This is a genomic window from Campylobacter armoricus (assembly GCF_013372105.1).
Taxonomy (GTDB): domain Bacteria; phylum Campylobacterota; class Campylobacteria; order Campylobacterales; family Campylobacteraceae; genus Campylobacter_D; species Campylobacter_D armoricus.
The window spans coordinates 1,301,691-1,322,335 of the sequence record NZ_CP053825.1; the positions used below are offsets into that span (position 1 = coordinate 1,301,691).

General features: G+C 27.8%; 17 protein-coding genes. 10 read left to right on the forward strand and 7 right to left on the reverse strand.

What is annotated here, in order from left to right; all coding sequences use genetic code 11:
• Window position 1: 1 nt before the first annotated feature.
• Complete coding sequence (locus CARM_RS06655) at window positions 2–412, reverse strand: hypothetical protein (RefSeq protein ID WP_039667406.1); 411 nt, start codon at window positions 410–412, stop codon at window positions 2–4.
• Between the two features lie 87 nt (window positions 413–499).
• Between CARM_RS06655 and ruvB the strand changes: the two genes are divergently transcribed.
• Window positions 500–1,510: a Holliday junction branch migration DNA helicase RuvB gene (gene ruvB, locus CARM_RS06660; protein WP_139425538.1), complete on the forward strand. Its 1,011-nt coding sequence runs from the start codon at window positions 500–502 to the stop codon at window positions 1,508–1,510.
• Window positions 1,500–2,543, forward strand: a complete 1,044-nt coding sequence (locus CARM_RS06665; RefSeq protein WP_139425537.1) for an AI-2E family transporter — start codon at window positions 1,500–1,502, stop codon at window positions 2,541–2,543. The genes ruvB and CARM_RS06665 overlap by 11 nt, the downstream gene beginning before the upstream one ends.
• A gap of 28 nt (window positions 2,544–2,571) precedes the next feature.
• Here the strand turns inward: CARM_RS06665 and CARM_RS06670 are convergent, their stop codons facing one another.
• Window positions 2,572–5,736 carry a two-partner secretion domain-containing protein gene (locus CARM_RS06670; protein ID WP_176301015.1) on the reverse strand — a complete coding sequence of 1,055 codons (3,165 nt, stop codon included), beginning with the start codon at window positions 5,734–5,736 and terminating at the stop codon, window positions 2,572–2,574.
• Window positions 5,737–5,806: 70 nt separating this feature from the next.
• Window positions 5,807–7,102, reverse strand: a complete 1,296-nt coding sequence (locus tag CARM_RS06675) for an MFS transporter (protein WP_139426815.1) — start codon at window positions 7,100–7,102, stop codon at window positions 5,807–5,809.
• A 77-nt stretch (window positions 7,103–7,179) separates the two neighbouring features.
• Between CARM_RS06675 and rdgB the strand changes: the two genes are divergently transcribed.
• Window positions 7,180–7,800 (forward strand): RdgB/HAM1 family non-canonical purine NTP pyrophosphatase, encoded by a 621-nt coding sequence (gene rdgB / locus CARM_RS06680; protein ID WP_139426816.1) that lies wholly within the window; start codon window positions 7,180–7,182, stop codon window positions 7,798–7,800.
• A 61-nt stretch (window positions 7,801–7,861) separates the two neighbouring features.
• Here the strand turns inward: rdgB and CARM_RS06685 are convergent, their stop codons facing one another.
• Genes CARM_RS06685 through CARM_RS06695 form a run of 3 tightly spaced genes read right to left on the reverse strand, consistent with a single transcriptional unit; the run spans window position 7,862 to window position 11,552 of the window.
• Window positions 7,862–10,288: an efflux RND transporter permease subunit gene (locus CARM_RS06685; RefSeq protein WP_139426818.1), complete on the reverse strand. Its 2,427-nt coding sequence runs from the start codon at window positions 10,286–10,288 to the stop codon at window positions 7,862–7,864.
• On the reverse strand, window positions 10,288–10,857 hold the full coding sequence (locus CARM_RS06690; protein WP_139426820.1) for a Tgt2/MlaC family protein: 570 nt from the start codon (window positions 10,855–10,857) through the stop codon (window positions 10,288–10,290). Before CARM_RS06690 ends, CARM_RS06685 begins: the two co-directional genes overlap by 1 nt.
• Window positions 10,857–11,552, reverse strand: coding sequence for an MlaA family lipoprotein (locus CARM_RS06695; RefSeq protein WP_139426822.1), 696 nt, complete (start codon window positions 11,550–11,552; stop codon window positions 10,857–10,859). Before CARM_RS06695 ends, CARM_RS06690 begins: the two co-directional genes overlap by 1 nt.
• Before the next feature lie 219 nt (window positions 11,553–11,771).
• Between CARM_RS06695 and modA the strand changes: the two genes are divergently transcribed.
• The 3 genes from modA to CARM_RS06710 are packed head-to-tail and all read left to right on the forward strand — an operon-like array spanning window position 11,772 to window position 13,752.
• Window positions 11,772–12,518, forward strand: a complete 747-nt coding sequence (gene modA, locus CARM_RS06700) for a molybdate ABC transporter substrate-binding protein (protein ID WP_139426824.1) — start codon at window positions 11,772–11,774, stop codon at window positions 12,516–12,518.
• Window positions 12,515–12,904: a hypothetical protein gene (locus CARM_RS06705; protein ID WP_139426826.1), complete on the forward strand. Its 390-nt coding sequence runs from the start codon at window positions 12,515–12,517 to the stop codon at window positions 12,902–12,904. Before modA ends, CARM_RS06705 begins: the two co-directional genes overlap by 4 nt.
• Window positions 12,898–13,752, forward strand: a complete 855-nt coding sequence (locus tag CARM_RS06710; RefSeq protein WP_139426828.1) for an ABC transporter ATP-binding protein — start codon at window positions 12,898–12,900, stop codon at window positions 13,750–13,752. The genes CARM_RS06705 and CARM_RS06710 overlap by 7 nt, the downstream gene beginning before the upstream one ends.
• Window positions 13,753–14,231: 479 nt before the next feature.
• Here the strand turns inward: CARM_RS06710 and CARM_RS06715 are convergent, their stop codons facing one another.
• Window positions 14,232–15,884 (reverse strand): 4Fe-4S dicluster domain-containing protein, encoded by a 1,653-nt coding sequence (locus CARM_RS06715; protein ID WP_139426830.1) that lies wholly within the window; start codon window positions 15,882–15,884, stop codon window positions 14,232–14,234.
• Between the two features lie 88 nt (window positions 15,885–15,972).
• Between CARM_RS06715 and selA the strand changes: the two genes are divergently transcribed.
• The 4 genes from selA to CARM_RS06735 are packed head-to-tail and all read left to right on the forward strand — an operon-like array spanning window position 15,973 to window position 20,384.
• Window positions 15,973–17,304 carry an L-seryl-tRNA(Sec) selenium transferase gene (selA, locus tag CARM_RS06720; protein WP_139426832.1) on the forward strand — a complete coding sequence of 444 codons (1,332 nt, stop codon included), beginning with the start codon at window positions 15,973–15,975 and terminating at the stop codon, window positions 17,302–17,304.
• Entirely contained in the window at window positions 17,297–19,102 is a 1,806-nt protein-coding gene (selB, locus tag CARM_RS06725) for a selenocysteine-specific translation elongation factor (protein WP_139426834.1), read from the forward strand. The genes selA and selB overlap by 8 nt, the downstream gene beginning before the upstream one ends.
• 51 nt (window positions 19,103–19,153) lie before the next feature.
• Window positions 19,154–19,867: a bifunctional thiol oxidoreductase gene (locus tag CARM_RS06730; protein WP_139426836.1), complete on the forward strand. Its 714-nt coding sequence runs from the start codon at window positions 19,154–19,156 to the stop codon at window positions 19,865–19,867.
• Complete coding sequence (locus CARM_RS06735; RefSeq protein ID WP_139426838.1) at window positions 19,854–20,384, forward strand: hypothetical protein; 531 nt, start codon at window positions 19,854–19,856, stop codon at window positions 20,382–20,384. The genes CARM_RS06730 and CARM_RS06735 overlap by 14 nt, the downstream gene beginning before the upstream one ends.
• Window positions 20,385–20,645: the final 261 nt, after the last annotated feature.

The following is a 20,645-nucleotide window of genomic DNA, read 5'->3' on the forward strand; positions in this document are numbered from 1 at the left end:
ATTATTTAGAAATTTTATCAGGAACATTTGCAATTTGAGGATTAAACACGCTTAAAAAAGAAGCATTTTTTTCATAATCACTACAATACTTATCAAGCTGTTCGCCCACTAAAAACATCCAATCCACAAATTCATCACTAGCAGGACCATCAAATTTAGCTGCTTCTTGCATAATTTCTTCACAAAAAGTACAAAAATTTGTAATTTCATCTAAATTTAGTCTTTTAGCTGCCCAAACTACATTATGGATATTTTGCTCTAAGTCTTTTAAGGCTTCTTTGTATTTTAAGCTATCGCTGCTTAGCTTTACTATCAAAGGCTCTAAAATATCGCAAAGACTTCTAAAAAAGTATAAAAAACGCTCAATTTCTTCAAGCTCGTAATCTAACTCTAATTGCTCTAAAATTCCCATAAAAACTTCTATAATCTAAGTTTAAATGTTTATTTTAGCAAATTTTAGATAAAATTAAAATTTCTTACAAAATAAAATGGAAAAAATATGGATAGAATCGTAGAGATTGAAAAATTCTCCCCTGATGAAACTTATGAAACAAGCCTTAGACCTTCAAATTTTGACGGCTATATAGGACAAGAAAATATTAAAAAAAATTTAGAAATTTTTATCAAAGCTGCTAAAAAAAGAAATGAATGCCTAGATCATATACTTTTTAGTGGTCCTGCAGGACTTGGCAAAACAACTCTAGCAAACATTATTTCTTATGAAATGAATGCAAATATCAAAACTACAGCAGCCCCTATGATAGAAAAAAGCGGGGATTTAGCTGCGATTTTAACTAATCTTAACGAAGGAGATATTTTATTTATCGATGAAATTCATCGTTTAAGCCCTGCCATAGAAGAAGTGCTTTATCCTGCTATGGAGGATTTTCGTCTTGATATTATCATAGGTAGTGGTCCTGCTGCACAAACGATAAAAATCGATTTGCCTAAATTTACACTCATTGGTGCTACTACAAGAGCAGGTATGCTAAGCAATCCTTTACGCGATCGCTTTGGTATGCAATTTCGCTTAGAATTTTATAAAAATGAAGAACTTGCTATCATTTTAGAAAAAGCGGCTTTAAAGCTTAATAAAACTTGTGAAAAAAAAGCTTCTTTAGAGATAGCCAAACGCAGTCGCTCTACCCCAAGAATTGCCCTAAGACTTCTAAAAAGAGTAAGAGATTTTGCTGATGTAAATGATGAAGAAATTATCAGCGAAAAAAGAGCTAAAGAGGCACTTGATTGTTTAGGAGTAAATGAACTTGGTTTTGATGCGATGGATTTAAGATATTTAGAGCTTTTAACCGAAGCTAAAAGAAAACCTATAGGGCTTTCTAGTATAGCAGCAGCATTAAGCGAAGATGAAAATACCATAGAAGATGTTATAGAGCCGTATTTGCTAGCAAATGGCTATATAGAAAGGACAGCAAAAGGACGCATCGCAAGTTTAAAAAGCTTTGATGTTTTAAAATTAAAATACAACAAGGGTTTATTTGATGAAAAATAGTAATTTTTTCTTAATTAGTTTTATATTGATTATTTTATTTTGGGTGCTTTTTTTATTTAAACCTTTTTTGATGAATATTGCCATAGCAAGTTTGATGGCTGTTTCAACTTCAAACATCAACATAAAATTTCTTAAAATTTTCAAAGGTAAAAAAGTCGTTGCCGCAGCAGCTACAACTATATTTATGCTAGCATTGTTTTTTATACCTTTTGTATATGCCATTATAGAGTTAGCTAAAGCTGCAAAAGGTTTTGATATAAGCTATTTTAACAATACTTTAGAGTATTTTAAAAACTACTCTTTACATTTGCCTGAATCTTTAAGTTTTATTGAACCAAAGATAAAAGAAACTTTAGCAAGTATTGATTTAAATTCTATTTCTAAAAATGTCTTAACCTATCTTTCAAGCATAACCAAATTTGGGACTAAATTTCTAACTGATATAGTGTTAATTTGTGTGTTTTATTTTTTCGCCAATCTTTATGGAACACAGCTTATAGGATATATCAAAACTATAGTTCCTATGAAAAAAGAAGAAACACAAGGTATTTTAAGCGAAGTAAGCAATGTAATGTCGGTAGTATTTTACTCTATGATGATAAATGCTATTTTGCAAGGTGTGCTTTTTGCTATCATTACTAAAATTTATGGATATGATGCTATTTTAATGGGGATATTGTTTTGCTTTAGCTCTTTGATACCTGTAGTAGGTGGGGCTTTGATTTATGTGCCCGTTTCTTTATATGAATTTGCTAACAACAACCTAAGCGGTGCTTTAGTGATTTTCATCTATAGTGTGGTAATGATATCTTTTATCGCAGATACTTTAGTAAAACCTTATGTGATTAAGTGGATTAATGAAAAATTAGTTCAAATTCCAACACAAATCAATGAACTTTTGATTTTCTTTGCAATGATAGCAGGAATTTCAAGCTTTGGTTTTTGGGGTATTATACTCGGTCCTGCTATTTTGACTTTTTTCATCTCTACTTTAAAATTATATGTGCTTTTAAAAGAAAGACATTTTGTATAATCTATACTGCCAAAGCAGTATAGATTTGCTACATTCCCCCTACCACACAAGGATTCATAGTTTTATAATTATCACTTACTATGCAAGTTCTTGATCTTTGTTTCATAGAAGCTTCTTCTACTTCTTCTTTTTCATCTTCTTCATATTCAAAAGTAGGTGTTTGTTTTTGAGCATTAGCTACTTGGCGTGATACTTTTTTATAATCTTCATTTTCATTACCATCAACTACTATTTCATCTAAATTAGGTGTAAGTAAAGCTACATTATCAAATTTACCTATTATTTTAAAGTGATTATTTGAATCAGTGCTAGTTTTATCTTGATAAGTTTGTAATAATTCTTGATTATTATTTATACTAGCAAAAAGTTCTTTACTAAGATTATCTAATCTATCTACTTCAGCTTTTAAAGCATTTAAAGTTGCATCATTTTTTATACTAGGATTTTCATTGACTTTTTTAACATAGTCATTGTATTTTGCTATGGCTATTTTTAATTGCTCTTGAGCTGTTTTTAAATCTGTTATGTTTTGATTATAATTAACAACTAAATTTTTTAAATCATCACTTAAAAAATCAAATAAATCATTTTTGTTTTTGATTGTTTTTTTAGTATTAGCTATTAAAGTGTTTTTAACACTTAAACCATTTGCTTCAAATTTATCATTACTTGCAGTGCTTAAGCCATTGTTTTCATAAGCTAAAAGAAAGTCTAAACTTTGAACTACTTCTAAAGCTTTTGTTGTATCTCCTTTTAGAAAGTATTTAGCTATAAAGTTAGTTTTTTGTTCCTCATTCATATTAGTATAGTTAGTTTTATCTTTAAGCATATTAAGTAAATTAGCTATACTTAATTCATAATGATTATTAGTAATATCATTTATGATTTCATTGATTATATCTTGGTGTAAATCATTTTCATCTAATTTTACATTAGTATCTGTAAGATCAGGTGGGTTAGATGGATTAGATGGTGGGGTTATGTTAGGAAGTTGCACTATAGGTCTTGCTATGGTGTTATCTTGTTGTTTGAATTGATTGTAGGCTTGATTTTTATCATTATCATTATAAGTGTGAATGTTTATTTTATTGCTAACATAATCATTTGTATTAAAATCATTCCAGTAGTTTTTATCAGCTGTTGCATTAGTTAAATCATTAGCATGATGGTAGATATGGACATTGTCGAAGGTGGGATTATAATTATCTTTATAACCACCAAAGAATTTACCAGCATAATTTTGATTACCACCACTTGCACTTATACTCATATTTGGATTAAAAAATATATAAATGTTTTTGAAAGTAGAATGGTTATAATTACTATGATTAATCTCACCAGCAAAACCACCAGCGTAACTATCACTATGACTACTATTACTACTATTACTACTACTAATATTTCCTATATTATTTAAAGAAATATTGCTAAAAGTTCCACTAGCATAACCAGCAAAACCACCGGCATAGCTATCACTATTACTACTATTACTACTATTACTACTACTAATACTTCCTATATGATTTAAAGAAATATTGCTAAAGGTTCCATAAGCACCACCAGCAAAACCACCGGCATAGCTATAAATACCGCTACTACTACCACTAATATTTCCTATATTATTTAAAGAAATATTGCTAAAAGTTCCAATAGCATCACCAGCAAAACCACCGACATTAATACCACTAATATTTCCTATATGATTTAAAGAAATATTGCTAAAAGTTCCTCTAGCAATATTAGCAAAACCATTACCACTAATATTACCTATATTATTTAAAGAAATATTGCTAAAGGTTCCATTATCAATATAACTAGCAAAACCACCGGCATTATCATAACTACTAATATTACCTATATTATTTAAAGAAATATTAGAAAAAGTTCCACTAGCATTACCAGCAAAACCACTAATAAAACCATAGTTAGCTTTTATCCCACCACCCATATAATCTACATTGATATTTTTAATAGTTACTCCACGAATATAACCAAATATACCAACATATAAAGGTTTATTATCTAAAGAAGTTGTGTCTATATTGATATTTTTTAAAGTATAACCTTGTCCATCAAAGGTTTTGTTGTAATAAAATTCCACCATCATAGAAGTACAACCTAAACCATCTATACAATAATTAGCATAGTTTTGCCAGTCTTTACCTTCTACTCCTTGTCCTTTGTTACCTTTAAAATCTATATCATTAGTTAGTCTATATTCACTAGCTGTATCTCTAAATCCTGTTTTGTTTTCATTCCACCCTTTTACAAAGTGCCACCAATCTATATCAGAACCTATACCTACATATTTTGCATTAGAAAAATTAGTATTATTATGATTTATTCCATTATAAGCTTTACTTTCATAATCAAAATTACTAAATGAAGATGGATTATAATAATATCCAGTAGCATTTAAATAAAGTGAGCCTTTATCTTTAGCTGTGATATATAATTTATTTATATCTTTTAAAGTAGCAATATCAGCATGTATTTCATTACCTACTAAATGTATATTTGCTTTTTTATCTTTATCTAAAGCTGTAATTTGATTGAAAGTTTTACTCTTTGTATTAAAAGAACTTTGTAATAAGACTTTATTCCCTATAAGCAATACTTTATTTGCATTAATATTACCCATATTGATTACATTACCTAATTTGTTAGGTTTAAATACTGGAGAGAAAGTTAAGCCATCATTAAAATTACTCATATTAGCAAATCTTTGCATAGCTGCATTATCCATTGATGAAGTAGAAGCTACAAAGCGATTAGCATTGATAGTTCCATTTTTAGTAATGATTACTCCATTAGGATTGATTAAAAATACATTATTACCATTTGCATTTAATAATCCATCTATAGTAGATTTACTTGTTCCATGAGCAATGTTTAGGTAGTTTTTATTGTTTCCATTAAAATTCACGCTCTCACCTTTACCTATACTAAAGCCACCACCCCATTGAATGACAGAGTTTGTTCCATTACCATTAATATGCATATTATTACCATTTGTAATAATATTACCACTTGTGTTGTGAGTAAATTTACCTCCACTAGGTAGAGCAAATGTAGATGAAAAAAGTAAAGAAGCGACTATATTTGAAAGTAGAATTTGTTTTGATAATTTTTTACAAGAAGAGATTAAATTAAAATTATTCAATTCCCCCCCCAGTGGAGAAAATATTAACATAAAAAATCCTTTATTAAAAATTTTATATATGTTAATATTATATTTATAAAAATTAACTTAAATTAATGTGTTAAAATTTAGTTTTAAGTTCATCTTCGCTTGTGATTTTTTTATCATATTTTATAACCAAGAATTTAGCGTTTTTATATACATCTAAAACCCCGTTTAAATTTTTAATCTTATTTAAATCATACTTAATTTCTAAAGGCAAATAAATATTTTTAAAATCTGCTGGACTTTGTAAAAACAAAAGCAACACAAACCAAATCAAAGACAAAGCTATCAAAATAAAAGCAAGAGCAACTAAACTAAAATGGTGTAAAAAATACCCTCCTACAACACCACCTAAAAAGCTTCCAAAATAACCAAAAGCATTAAATACACCCAAAGCTGCACCTTTTTCATTTACCTTAGCAAATTTACTCGCACAACTTTGCATAATAGGCTCATGCAAATTAAATCCTATAAAAAACACTACAACACCCACCATAAACACTAAAGCATTATGTGAAAAAGCAAATATAATATAAGCGATGATAAAAAACGCCACTCCTAAAAGTAAAATTTCTTTACTTAAACCTCTTTTTTCTCCTAAAGAGCCTGATAAACCCATAGCTAAAAAACCAAGGACCATAGAGCTAACATAAACATGCCATAAATTTTCGCTCGGGTAGTTAAACTCATGCACCAAAACCAAAGGTATGCTTAAAAATGCTATACTCATAAGCATTTTTTGCATACAATTAGTAAGATTCATCAAAGCTAGGTTTTTTTCTTTTAGAAGTTTTTTTAATGGGGTTTTTGTATTTTCATGCACGATTGTATGCTCTTTTGGCACTACACTAAATAAAAGAACGATACAAACTAAACTCAAAATCGCACTCAAATCAAACAAACTTGAAAGTCCAAATTTAGCACTCATTAAAGGAGATAGCACCAAAGAAGCTGCAAAAGAAAGTCCTATGAATGATCCCATGATAGCCATAGCCTTGCCACGATTTTCTTCATTGATAAAATCACTTATCATAGCAGTAGCAACAGCACCTATAGCCCCTGCTCCTTGTAATAACCTTCCAAACATCATAGTATAAATATCATTAGCATACGAGCATACCAAAGAACCTACGATAAATACTACAAGCCCTATAAGCATAGTTTTTTTACGCCCTATTTTATCTGAAAGCATTCCAAAAGGCACTTGTAAAGCCATTTGAGTTAAAGCATATACACCTACCAAAAGCCCTACTAAAAATTCATTAGCCCCTTTTAAATTTAAAGCATATAAACTTAAAACTGGTAAAACTATAAATAAACCAAAAAATCTAGTTCCCACTATAAAAGATAAAGGTAAAACGGTTTTTAACATCTTTACTCCTTCATAAAGGATAATTTTACTATGATTTTGATAAACTTTTTTTAAAGCCAAGATAAAAAGAGAATTTTATGAAGAAAAAATTAAAAATCATTCTAGCAACTTCTAATACACACAAAGTAGAAGAAATCAAAAAAATTTTAACTACTTATGAAATTTATGCACTAAATGAAATCATCACTCCTTTTGAAATCATTGAAGATGGTAAAAGTTTTAAAGAAAATGCCTTGATAAAATCTAAAGCTATTTTTAATGCTTTAGGTAAAAAACAAAATGAATTTATAACCTTAAGTGATGATAGTGGTATAAGTGTAGAAGCTTTAGATAATGCACCAGGAATTTTTTCAGCAAGATATTCCAAAGAAGGCACAGATGAAGCTAATAGAAACAAACTCATTCAAGCTTTACATAAAAAAAATCTAACTCAAAGTAATGCTTTTTATACCGCAGCTATTGCTATAAGCTCAAAGTATGGACATTTTAGCACGCATGGATATATGCATGGTCTTGCCATTGACACTCCAAAGGGAAATAATGGCTTTGGATACGATCCTTTATTTATCCCAAAAGGTTTTGATAAAACTTTAGGCGAGTTAGATGAGAAAATTAAATTAAAAATTTCTCATCGTTCTTGTGCGTTAAAACTATGCACTTATATATTAAAAATTATAGAAAGAGTAGAAAATCAATGAAGCAATTTTTAAAATTTTTAGCTATTGTTTTTGTTGCATATGTAGCTTGGATGATGCTTTATTATGATTTTGTTTTAAAATGATAATAACTTACAATAAAACTTGGTAATAAAAATAAAGCACCAAATAAAAGCAAGCTCATCGCCAAAACCGTAAGCAATCCAAAATAAATCGTAGGGATAAAATTACTGCTAATCATTACCAAAAAGCCCAAAATAATAGTAACACTAGTGTAATAAATAGCACTACCTATACCAAAATGAGAAGCTTTTATAGCATCTTCTAAACTTTTATGTTTTAACTCTTCTTTAAAACGATGGATATAATGAATCATATCATCAACCCCTATTCCTATACAAATAGCAGCTATAGTAATACTCATAATATCAAGTGGTATATTTAAAATTCCCATTAAGCCAAATACTAAAGCTAGAGGTATGAGATTAGCTAAAATTGCCACAAAGGCATAAACAAAACTTCTAAAAATCACTACAAACAAAGCAAATATCACAAGCACCACAAAAACTAAAGTATCAAATTGTGATGAAAAAAGACTTTGAAGCATATTATTATATAAAGGCATAATACCACTAATTTTAATCTCTACATTATCATTTTGCAAAAGCTCGTTTAAGTCTTTTTCAAGTTGTTTTAAAAAAGCATCGCGTCTTAAATTTGGATCACTATCTAACATACGCACACTAAATCTTAACTCATTATTTTCTATACTCACAAAAGGAGTTAAAACTTGCTTTTTAAAACTCTCATCTAAATTTTCATATAAAAATGCCAAAGCAAAATCATCTAAAGCTTTACCATCATTGATACTTTTTCCAAGCTCTAATAAACTTTGCAAACTAAGCACAGAACCTACATATTTTTGCTTACTTAAAAACTGATGAACCTTAGTGGCTATTCTTGTCTTTTCACTGCTAAAAAAATACCTATCATCTTTAGCTAAATCATCAAATTCTTGTTCGAATTCATCAACGCTTTCATTTTGTTTTGAGTTATGCTTAAATTTAACAATCACATCTAAAGGCATAGTTCCGCCTAGCTCTTTATCTATAATCAACAAACCTTGTTTTATTCTAGAACTATCCTTAAAATAACTTACAAAGCTATTTTCTACTTTGATTTGTGAAATTCCAAACAAAGCAAATACCACACAAATTACACTTATGCTATAAATAATTTTTCTATGCTTTAAACTTACATTAGCACAAAAACCCAAAAATTTTAAAGAACTTTGATTGAGTTTTTTAAATTCAAAGCGAGGTAAAAGCATTAAAACACTTGCAAAATATATATAAGCTAAAATCAAACTCACACTTATGCCAAGGCTCATCATAATGCCAAGTTTTATTATAGGCTCTATATCTGAAAATACAAAACTTAAAAATCCAACTATGGTAGTTAAAATAGCAAAAAAACTTGGATTTGCTTTATTTAATAAAGTTGAAAGTAATATTTTATAAACACTTGATTTTTGATGTTTATGTGAATTTTCTATAAAATGTACTATTAGATGAATTACCACAGAAACGCTAATAATAAGCACTAAAGCTACATAGTTTGAAGAAACTATGGTAATATCAAAACCCAAAAGTGCAAAAATTCCACTAGAAGTAAAAAGCGAAATCACACAAATTCCCAAAGCCAAAAACACTAAACGCAAAGAGCCAAAAAACCACCAAAGAACAATAAATAAAAGACCTATCAAACTAAGTCCATAAATTTTTAAATCACTCTTTACATAATCAATCATATCATTAGCAATCATTTCCACACCGCCAAGGTGCAAAAAATCCCCGCTTTGGCTATATTTAAAAACTATGTTATTTATTTCTTCTAATCTTTTTGCACTAAATTCTCTTGAACCTTCTTGATGTTTTTTAATCAAGGCTCTAAAATACTCTTTTTCATTTTCATTTTTTGCACTATCCCTTAATTTAATCAAATCATTATAGATAATATCAGGTGCAAGATATATCAAAATTCCTGTTGTTTTTGCATCTTTTGAGATGATATTATTTTTATAAAAAGGGTGATTTAAAATTTCTTTTTTGGCTAAATTTATATCTATATCTTGACTAAAAATATTAGGTATATTTTGAATAAGCTCTTTTAATTCTTTATCTTTAGAACTTGTAAGCAAAGGTGCATTAGCAATAGAAAATACTTTTTCAACCCCTTTGACTTTTGTTAAATCAAGAGTTAAATTTTTGATGGTTTCTAAATTTTCTTTACTAAAAATATCTTTATCTTTAGGAGCAAAAGCGAGCATTAAAAAATTATCATTACCATAGCGTTCTGAAATCTCTCTATATAGTTTCAAGCCTTTATCATGTTCTAAAAGTAAGCTTTCAGCACTTGCATCTACACTTAAATTTTTAGCAAAAAAACTAAAAAATACACAAAAAATTAAAGTAATCCCCAAAGTTAGCTTTGGAAAATTAAGAAAGGTTTTTAAAATTTTACTTAGCATTATTTAGAAAAATCAACACTAGAAAGTTTTTCAAGCAAAGTATTAAAATCACTATTTTGTATAATGTCTTTAAATTGTGAGCGATAGGTTTGTATAATGCTTATACCAAAAATATCCACATCATAAATTTGCCAATCATTGTTTTTATCATAAAATTTAAAAATTACAAAATTTTCTTTTCCATCTACTATCATAGAAGTTTTTAAAAAGGCTCTTTTATTTTTTTCTTCTAATCCAACTACCTTTAATTTTTGCGAATCATATAAAGCAAGTTTATCTGTAAAGCTTTTTTTAAGATTTTTTTCAAAAGCCTTATTAAATCGAGTTTTTTCACTCTCGCTTAATTTTTCATACCTTGTAGAAAGACTAAGTTTTGCCATAAGAGTATAATCAAAAATACCATCAAAAAGAGTAAAAATTTTCTCTGCTGCTTTATTTTTATCGTTTTTATTTTGATCTAAAATTTTTAAACTTTCATCAATTTTTTCTTGCATAGTTTTTGAAATATCTTGCAAATTTAAAGCAAAAGCAAATGCTATACTAAAAAATAATATTATGATTTTTTTCATTAATTTCCTTGTTTTATAAGTTCTTGACGCCTTTGCTCATAAGCATCGCGTATAAAAATATAATAATCTACACTATTTTGGTAAATATCATCAATTTTTTCATACTCAAAACTTAATTCATTAAGTTTTAATGCAGCATTTACACCCACTCCAAGCCAAAAATTATCTATATAAGCTTCAGGAACTAAAAACCAATCTATAGGTAAAGCTAGAGCATCTCTTACATTAGATGGTCCTAAAATAGGTAAAACCAAATGTGTTCCACTATTTACTCCCCATTTTCCTAGAGTTGTTCCAAAATCAACTTCATAACTTTTTAAAGAAGTTTTACTTGCACTATCTAATAAACCAAAACCAAAAATAACATTCATACAAAATCTACCAAATTCCTCGCCTGCTTTTTTAAATTCAAAAGTTAAGAGATGGTTAATAATTTTTGCAGGAGATCTTGTTGTATCAAAAACATTTTTAACTCCAGTTCTTACAAAACTTGGCGTGATACTTTTATAAGAAATAGCAATAGGTCTTAAAATATATGTATAAAGATCATAATTAAATTTACTCATAGCTTTATTATAAGTATAAAAACTATCTTTGACTTCTTTTTTTTGGTATTCTTGTTCGAAATCTTCAAAATCATTAGCTAATATTAAAGTACTAAAAAACAAGCACAAGCAAATTATATATTTTGACAATTTTTTTCCTTAGATTTTATGTATAAATAAGAGTGCGAATTATACAAAAATAAAAATAAATTTTTACACTAAATGTTTTAAAATATTCTTTTTTTGAAAATAAAAATTTTTATTTGCTTATATAATAAGTTTTAGAAAATATGTAAAAAATTCAAATTTATTTTTGCGTTTAAAAATAAGTTATAATTTTTCCAAAATTTACAGCTAAAAGGATAGAAAATGAAAAAGTTTCTTGCACTAATTTTTTTGTGTATTTTTGGATATAGCGCTGATGTAAATATAGCAGCAGCTGCAAATGTAGCTTATGCTTTTAAAGCTTTACAAAAAGAATTTCAAAAGCAAAACCCAGATATTAGCGTCAATGTAAGTTTAGGGGCAAGTGGAAATTTAGTTTCACAGATTAAAAATGGAGCACCATTTGATATTTTTATGGCAGCAAATATGAAATTTGCTCAAAATTTATATGATGATAATTTTGCAAGTACAAAACCTGTTATTTATGCTCAAGGAGCTTTAGCTTTACTAAGCGTAAGAATGGATTTAAGCAAAGGACTAAATACCTTAAATGATGAAAAAGTAAAAATCATCACCATAGCTAATCCCAAAGCTGCTCCTTATGGACAAGCAAGTATAGAAACTATGCAAAATTCTAAAATTTATGAACAAGTAAAAGGAAAAATCGTAGAAGCAAAATCCATAGGAGAAGCTTTAACCCAAACATTAAAAGCAGCTGATGTAGGTTTTATAGCAGCAAGTGCATTATATGAAGATGGATTAAAAAAATACAATCTTGAAGAAGGAAAAAATTATATTCTAATAGATTCAAATCTTTATGAACCTATCAATCAAGGTATTGTTATCACTTCTTATGGAAAAGATAATGCTAAAGCTAAGAAATTTTATGATTTTATACTAAGTCCTGAAGCTAAAGAAATTTTCAAGGCTTATGGTTATATTGTCCCATGATTAAAGCCAAAATAAAAAATATTAAAAATCATGAAAATATTAACTGGGTGGAATTTAGCACCCAAAATCATATTTTTTTTATGCTTTCTTTGGAGCTTAATGAAAAAGCTTGCATTAACCACGAAGTATTACTTGCTTTTAAAAGTAGCGAATGCTTGCTTAGTAAAAAAAACTTAGAAAATTCATTTTTAAATACTTTTTATGCAAAAATCATAGATATTTTCCAAGGAAAAATCATCACTATAATAAGATTAGAAAATGAAGTTTGCACTTTTGAAGCACAAATTAGTACTTTTGAATTTTTAGAACAAAATTACCAACTCGATGAATATATATTTGCTTATATTCACCCTAGTGCTTTATTTATCAAAGAATATTTATGCTAAAACTTGATTGTGAGAAAAAATTCAAAAATAAAGAAAAAGAATTTCATTTAAAGGCTAAATTTGAAATTTACGAAGGTGATTTTTGTGCTATTTTTGGTAAAAGTGGAAGTGGTAAAACTACACTTTTAAGAATTCTAGCAGGTTTTGAAAAAGCACAAGGAGTTTGCACTTTTAATGATACAATTTTTTTTGATGATAAAAACTTTCTAAGCCCGCAAAAAAGAAAAACAGGTTTTGTTTTTCAAGATTATGCTTTATTTGAAAATATGAATGTAGAACAAAATTTACTTTATGCAAAAAATGATCTTAAATTTGCCAACGAACTTTTAGAACTTTTAGATTTAAACAAACATAAAAAAAGCCATATTTTAGAGCTAAGCGGAGGTCAAAAACAACGCGTAGCTTTAGCAAGAGCCATTATGCAAAAACCTAAACTTTTGCTTTTAGATGAGCCATTTAGTGCTTTAGATAATGAGATAAAAGTGCATTTGCATGATTATCTTTTAAATATACATAAAACTTATAAAATCACTACTATTTTAATCAGTCATGATGTTAGTGAAGTTTATAAACTAGCCAACAAAGTCATCATTTTAGAAAATGGAACTATCATCAAAGAAGGCTCGCCTAATGAAGTTTTTTTAAAAACACAAGGCTCGCAAAAATTTGTCATAAAAGCACGCATTTTAAATCTACAAAAGCAAGATAGCATATTTATAGCCATACTTGCTATAGGTAATCAAATAAGCCAAGTAGCACTAAGTCCCTTAGAAGCTAAAGATTTTAAAGAAAATGATGAAGTGTTTTTAAGTCAAAAAGCCTTTGCACTAAATTTAACTAAGATATAAAAAGTAATGTTAAAATAACATAATTAATATTATAGTAAAACTATGAATTACTTATGGATTTTATCTTGAAATTTTATACTAGCTTATGGTTATTTGATAGCCTCTATTACACCACATTTTATCCTTTTGTAATTTCGTTTTTAAATTAAAAGATACAAAATGCATTAGTTAGTTTTGGTAATTAGTATAGTTTTTGAAGAAATTGTAACAAGCTCGATGAATTATGCAAAGCATTAGTAAAAACAATCTTTATTTAATTATTTTTGCGATATTTTTTCATTTTCTTTAACAGACTTTTTTATGTTTTGAAAAAAATTGATTTAAGTATAGCTTATGTGTTTGGGTAGGTTGTGATATAACACTTATTAATATTGTGGATTTTTAATCTTTAAAGAAGAATAACCATTAACAAACTTATTTTTATCGTTTTAATCATTACTAGAGTGGCGGGATAAAACTTAGTGCTTAAACCTTTTGGCTTAAAGCACATTCATACTTTGTATCATTACTTTTGCTTTGCATTCAGCACAACAATATAGTGTTTTTATTTTAGCTTCATCTCCCATAAATTTTGGCTTCATAATGCTAGCGATTTTTTCAACAGCCTTTTTAGTAGCAAATTCTTTTCCACATTCTACACAGGCAAAAAGCTCATCTTGAGCTAAAACCATAAAAGAAAAATACTCTTTTTCTAAATCTATCCCGCTTCTTTGAAGTATCAAAGTATCTTTTTCAGCACAACTTGCCTCACAATATCCACAGGTGGTGCATAAACTTGCATTAAACTTCAAAGAATTATCCTTAGTATCAGCTACTAAAGCTCCTACATTACAAGCTCCTACACAAGAAAGACATAAGGTGCAGGTATCTGTATTGATAGTGATTTTTCCATAGCGTATCCATTCTTTGCTTGGGATATTGCCTAAATTTTCTTCTTTTATAAGCTCTCTTAATCTTATAGCAAAATCTTCTCTTTTTAAAAGCGCAGGATTATAAGAAATAAATTTAAGATTTTCTATAAAATGAGCTTGATTGATAGCTTCTAAAAGTTCTTTTTCTTCTTTAGCTAGAAAAATTGCGTTTTGTTTAAATTTTCTTTGAAAAATTTCATTCATCAAAGCTATCACTTCTAAAGTACCTTGTGATAAACCATCACTATAAAAAATCACACTCGCACCACTTGTTTGAAGCATAGCTAAAAAATGTGCTTGATCAAGATAGTTTTCACCTTTAATCATAAAAGGCATTACATCTTCTTTTAAGGTGATATTTAAATTTTCTATAGGCATTTTTTCAGGAATGATTAAGATGATTTTATCTTCAAAAAATTTTAAAATTTCATAAAAACTATTGCGTGGCATAGGCGCATAATCAAGCGCTCCACTAGGACAAATACCTACACAATCACCACAATTTATACAATCAATATAAGAAAATTCTAACTTTCTTTGCTCATCATCTTTTAAAATAGCCACACTAGGACAAATTTCAGCACATTTTCCACAATGAATACTTCTTCTTCCATGATATTGACAAATACTATCATCATAACTAATGTAGTTTCTAAATTTATATTTTGGAGAATTAGAATTTAAAAGTTTTATAAGTTCTTCTTGACTTAAAGTAGTTAAATCATAGCAACCACTTTGTTGATCAAAACTTTCTTTTTTTACATCATATAAGAAAAAATCACAATCAATTTCTACTTGCTCATTATCTTTTAATGCTATCACGCAAAGCTCACCTACACAACCTAAAACGCCCAAACACTGCTCATTACTTAGCTTTAAAACCTTGTAGTCTTGTTTTTTTAAACTTTCTATAAGCTCATTTTGATCCTCATCACTTGCAATGATTACATTTTTACCCACTTCTTTGGTGTATTCTAAATCAAGCCCTAAATCATAAATTTTAGATCTAATCTTATACAGAAAATCGATGGTTTTTGCTTTTTTAAGCACATCATCTTTAGAATTTTTAAGGTAAAAATTAATCTCAGGTGCATAAATTTCAGGGTTTAAAAGCTTTGAATTTCCTATAAAAACTTCTTCATCACAGGCTTTTTGAACTATGCTAATATTATCACTTAAAGGAATTAAATCTTCATTTTCTAAAAATACAAAATCTTTCATCATACTCTCTTTTAAATTTTTAATTTTAATTATATAAATTTCATTATAAAAAAGTTATAATTTTACTAATTTATTCTTAAGGTTTAAGATGAACAAATTTAGAAATTTTCCACCTATAAACACGCTTATAAATGACAAAAACTTAATTAAATATCCTTTATATTTAAGAACATATTTTTCAAAATTAGTTGTTTCAAATTGTAAAAAAGAGCTTAGTAAAAATGAAAATTTAAATTTTAGTTTGCAAGATTTGCTAGGTAAAATCACTCAAAGTATTGATGAGTTTTTAAATACACAAAGTCAAAGCTTGATCAATGCCACTGGAGTTATCATACATACTAATCTTGGTCGTAGTATTATTGATGAGAGTATTTTTGAAAGAACCAAAGAAATCATCTGCTCTTATTCTAATTTAGAATTTAATATGCAAACTGGCAAAAGAGGCTCAAGATATGACGCACTTAGTGCGAATTTAAAAATATTATTTGATTGTGAAGATTGTTTGGTTGTTAATAACAATGCTTCAGCTGTATTTTTAATCTTAAACACCTTAGCAAAAAATGAAGAGGTTATTACCTCAAGAAGCGAGCTAGTTGAGATTGGGGGAAATTTTAGAATTCCTGAAGTTATGATTGCAGCTGGGGTTAAACTAAAAGAAATAGGCACGACCAATAAAACTCATTTATATGATTATGAAAAAGCTATCAATGAAAATACTAAGATGATTTTAAAAACTCACCGCTCTAATTTTGCTTTTAAAGGATTTTTTGAAGAGGTGAGCTTAAGTGAAATTTATGCTTTAACAAAAAAGAAAAAACTTATATCTTATTATGATTTGGGTGCTGGTTGGTGTGAAAAAATCAATAAACAACTAAGTAAAAATGAGCCAAGTGTGAAAGAGCTTTTAAAACATTGTGATATTTTAAGTTTTAGCGGCGATAAACTTTTTGGCTCTACTCAAGCAGGCATTATACTTGGAAAGAAAAAATACATTCAACAGCTAAAGAAAAATCAACTTTTAAGAATGCTAAGGGTTGATAAAATCACCCTAGCTTTTTTAAATGAAACTACCAAAGCATACTTAGAAAAAGAATATGAAAAAATTCCTACTTTAAAACTTTTAAATGATGATATAAAAATCATAGAAAAAAAAGCTCTTTTTGTTAAAGAAAGAATTTCTACCAAATGTGAATTAAAATCTTCAAAAAGTTTAGTAGGTGGTGGCTCTATGCCCGATAAAAGCTTAGATACTTTTACACTAAGTTTTAACGGCAAAGCTTTGCTTTTACAAGAAAAATTTAGAAAAAAAGGTGTGATTGGACGCGTTGAAAATGAGCATTTTGTGCTAGATTTTAGAAGTATTTTAGAAAAAGATTTAAATAAAATAATAAGCATTATTAAAGAGGTGTTTCATGCATAGTATCATCATAGGCACAGCTGGGCATATTGACCATGGTAAAACTTCACTTATTAAAGCTTTAAATGGTTTTGAGGGTGATGATTTAAAAGAAGAGAAAGAAAAAGGTATTACGATTAATCTTAGCTTTTCAAATTTAAAAAGTGAAAATTTAAATATTGCTTTTATCGATGTGCCTGGGCATGAAAGTTTGATTAAAACTATGATAAGCGGTGCTTTTGGTTTTAGAGTGTGTATGTTTGTCATAGATATAAATGAGGGTTTAAAGGCTCAAAGTATAGAGCATTTAAGGGTTTTGGAATTTTTAGGCGTGAAAGATATAGTGCTTATTTTAAGTAAGGTTGATTTATGCAAGGATTTAGCGCAAAAACAAATAGAGCTTTTAAAAGAATTAAAAGCCTTTAAAATCAATATCTTAAAAGTTTTTCCAACTAGCATTTATAATGAGCAAAGTATATTAAATTTAAAAAATTATCTACTTAGTTTAAAACCTAAAGAAAATGATGAAAATTTGATTTTTAGATACTATATAGATAGGGTTTTTTCTCTAAAAGGTATAGGCACGGTAGTAACTGGAAGTTTAAATGAAGGAAAAATCAGCAAAAATGAAAAAATATTTTGCCTTGAAAATCAAAAAGATATCATTGTAAAAAACATACAAATTCATGAAGAAAATGTTTTAGAAGCAAAAGCTTATAATAGAGTTGCTTTGAGCTTAAATTGTGATTATCGTGAGTTAAAAAAAGGCTATGTGTTAAGCAAAAAAGGTATTTTTAAAAGTTTTAAAAGTATTGATGGAGTTATTTTTACCACAGAAATTAAACATGGAAGTGTTTTAGAATTTTGTAGCGGATCAAAAAAACTTAATGCAAAAATTAGTGTAATCAAAGAATTTGAAGATAAAACTTATATTAGCTTAGAATTTGATAAAAACTTACCTTTGTGTTTTGATGATAAATTTATTTTGCTTGAAAATGGGCGTATTAAAAGTGGTGGCGTGGTGTTAAATGCAGTGAGCGAGCCTTTAAAAAAAGATGCAAAAGCAAAGTATTTAACACTTTTAGAACAAAAAGATTTTAAAAAAGTGTTTGAGCTTTTAAAACAAACTCATAAACTTGGTTTTGGCTTGCTTTCAAGTTATCAGCGTTTCAAACTCACTCATGAACAAGCTTTAAATTTAGCAAAAAGCTTAGATTGTGTTTTTGTCGATGAACAAGCTTTAAATGTGTATGATTTAAATGCCATGCAAACTTTGAAAGAATTTATTAATTTTATTTTTTCTAAAAATCCTTATGCTTTAATCTCGCCTCATTCTATCGCCCTAAGGCTTACTTGGGCAAGTGAGAGCTTTTGTGCTTATACGCTCAAGCAAATGCAAGAAAAACTGGACTTTAAAGATGGCATATGGTTTTTAAAAGGACAAGACTTTGAAAAATTACAAGAAAAGGCTCATTGTGAGCTTTACGAAATTTTAAAAAAAGAAGGTATAAAACCTACCGCACCTTATAATCTTTATGAGTATTTAGAGCTTGATAGGAAAAATGGAGATCTCATCTTAAAAAAACTTACTAAAGAAAATAAAGTCAAAAGACTAGCTCACAATCTTTTTATAGAAAAAAATGCTCTTGAAAATCTTATGCAAGAATTTTTAAAACTATTACAAAATCATCATTTAGATGTAAGTTTTGTAAAAAATCATTTTCAAATTTCAAGAAAATATGCCATAGCCTATTTAGAATATCTTGATAAAAATTACCCTCAAGTAATAAAAATAGATGAAAAAAGAATGTTAAAAATCTAAGTATTAAAATTTAAATTTTATAATATATAAAATTTAAAATAAAGGAAAATGATGAAAAAATCTTTAGCTCTTTTGACCCTTGCTGGCTCTTTATTTGCAGCAAGCAATGAAGAAATTATTAATTTTTTTAAAAAAAATCCAAATTTATCTAATGCAAACATTAGTGTTTCTAGTAGAGAAAAAATTCCTGATACTAACTTTGAAGCCGTGATAGTTAATTTTGAAATTAGTGGTAAAAATTTCCAAGAAATCGTTTTTACTCAAGCAAATATCATTACAACTGAAGTAATTGATGTAAAAAAAGGTGAGTTTTATTCTCAAGTTTATCAAGCAAAACTTATGGAAAAACAACAAGCTGAATTTGCTAAAAAAGCCTTAGTTGAACTTAAAAAAGAAAAAATGTTTATTTCTTTAGGTGATAAAAATAAACCTTTACTTTATGTTTTTAGCGATCCTGAATGTCCATATTGTAGAATGCATTTAGATAAAATAGAAGAAACACTAAAAACTCATCAAGTTAAATTTATCTTAACTCCTATCCATGACACTAGTGCTTTTGAAAAATCTGCATTAATTTATCAAGAAAGTAAAAATGCTAAAAGTGATGAACAAAAAATCACCATTATGAAAAAATATTATGATGAAAATCTTAAAGATTATAAAAAACCTAGTGAAGCTGAAGTTAAAGCAGTAAGAGAAACTTTTGCAAAATACTCTAAACTTGGTCTTCGTGCTGTTCCAACTATAATCGATGCTCAAAAATAATCTTTTCTCGCTTGTGCTTGCACTATTTTTAAGTGCTTGCACAAGTGGTCCTATGCAGACTTTTATACAAACAAGCAATGAGGGTATTTTCCTATATGCTAATAAAAATCAAAGTTTTTCTTTACACATCAATAATCCTTCAAAATTAAATACAAATTTAGAAGCCAAACTCGCTCAAAAATTACAAAATTTAGGTCTTGTTTTAAACAATACTAGCAGTGAATATAAAATTTACATCAATATAGTAGATTTTAAGAAATTTTCCTATGCACAAAGGTTACTTGCTTCTAATGCGAGATTTTTTTATAACGACTTTGATAAAATAGATGATGTATTTGAAATGGAAGTGGAAAATTACTACCTTTTACAAGTTAATTTGCAAATAATTTCTAAAAACTCTACTCAAAGCACCTCACTTTTAGCAAGAACTGCTTATCTTAGCAATATAGATAGAGCCAAAGAATCTTTAGAGGAAAAAATTGCTAATCAAATAGCAAGCTTTTTTTATATGCAATAAAGATGGCATTTAAGCCATCTTTTAATATCCATCAATCACCTAAAATCAGCTACCTTTTGTTAAAACCCACTATATTTAAATCTACTGCTAAATTTTTTTTATGATTGTAAGCTTTTACATATTCATAAGAATTGTCAAAATATTTTTCATTATTTTATGTAATCTTGCATCAACTTTTTCACAATTTCTATTGATACATATTTACACCTTATTACATTTTAAGTTAAGAAGTAACTACTCCTATATATCTAACCAAAATAA

Bases quoted from the DNA above. Each gene is read 5' to 3' on its own strand.
- CARM_RS06655 (WP_039667406.1), bottom strand. From the start codon at position 412: ATGGGAATTTTAGAGCAATTAGAGTTAGATTACGAGCTTGAAGAAATT.
- CARM_RS06675 (WP_139426815.1), bottom strand. From the start codon at position 7,102: ATGTTAAAAACCGTTTTACCTTTATCTTTTATAGTGGGAACTAGATTT.
- CARM_RS06715 (WP_139426830.1), bottom strand. From the start codon at position 15,884: ATGAAAGATTTTGTATTTTTAGAAAATGAAGATTTAATTCCTTTAAGT.
- selA (WP_139426832.1), top strand. From the start codon at position 15,973: ATGAACAAATTTAGAAATTTTCCACCTATAAACACGCTTATAAATGAC.
- CARM_RS06665 (WP_139425537.1), top strand. From the start codon at position 1,500: ATGAAAAATAGTAATTTTTTCTTAATTAGTTTTATATTGATTATTTTA.
- rdgB (WP_139426816.1), top strand. From the start codon at position 7,180: ATGAAGAAAAAATTAAAAATCATTCTAGCAACTTCTAATACACACAAA.
- CARM_RS06735 (WP_139426838.1), top strand. From the start codon at position 19,854: ATGCTCAAAAATAATCTTTTCTCGCTTGTGCTTGCACTATTTTTAAGT.
- CARM_RS06705 (WP_139426826.1), top strand. From the start codon at position 12,515: ATGATTAAAGCCAAAATAAAAAATATTAAAAATCATGAAAATATTAAC.
- CARM_RS06670 (WP_176301015.1), bottom strand. From the start codon at position 5,736: ATGTTAATATTTTCTCCACTGGGGGGGGAATTGAATAATTTTAATTTA.
- ruvB (WP_139425538.1), top strand. From the start codon at position 500: ATGGATAGAATCGTAGAGATTGAAAAATTCTCCCCTGATGAAACTTAT.
- CARM_RS06685 (WP_139426818.1), bottom strand. From the start codon at position 10,288: ATGCTAAGTAAAATTTTAAAAACCTTTCTTAATTTTCCAAAGCTAACT.
- CARM_RS06730 (WP_139426836.1), top strand. From the start codon at position 19,154: ATGAAAAAATCTTTAGCTCTTTTGACCCTTGCTGGCTCTTTATTTGCA.
- CARM_RS06690 (WP_139426820.1), bottom strand. From the start codon at position 10,857: ATGAAAAAAATCATAATATTATTTTTTAGTATAGCATTTGCTTTTGCT.
- CARM_RS06710 (WP_139426828.1), top strand. From the start codon at position 12,898: ATGCTAAAACTTGATTGTGAGAAAAAATTCAAAAATAAAGAAAAAGAA.
- selB (WP_139426834.1), top strand. From the start codon at position 17,297: ATGCATAGTATCATCATAGGCACAGCTGGGCATATTGACCATGGTAAA.
- modA (WP_139426824.1), top strand. From the start codon at position 11,772: ATGAAAAAGTTTCTTGCACTAATTTTTTTGTGTATTTTTGGATATAGC.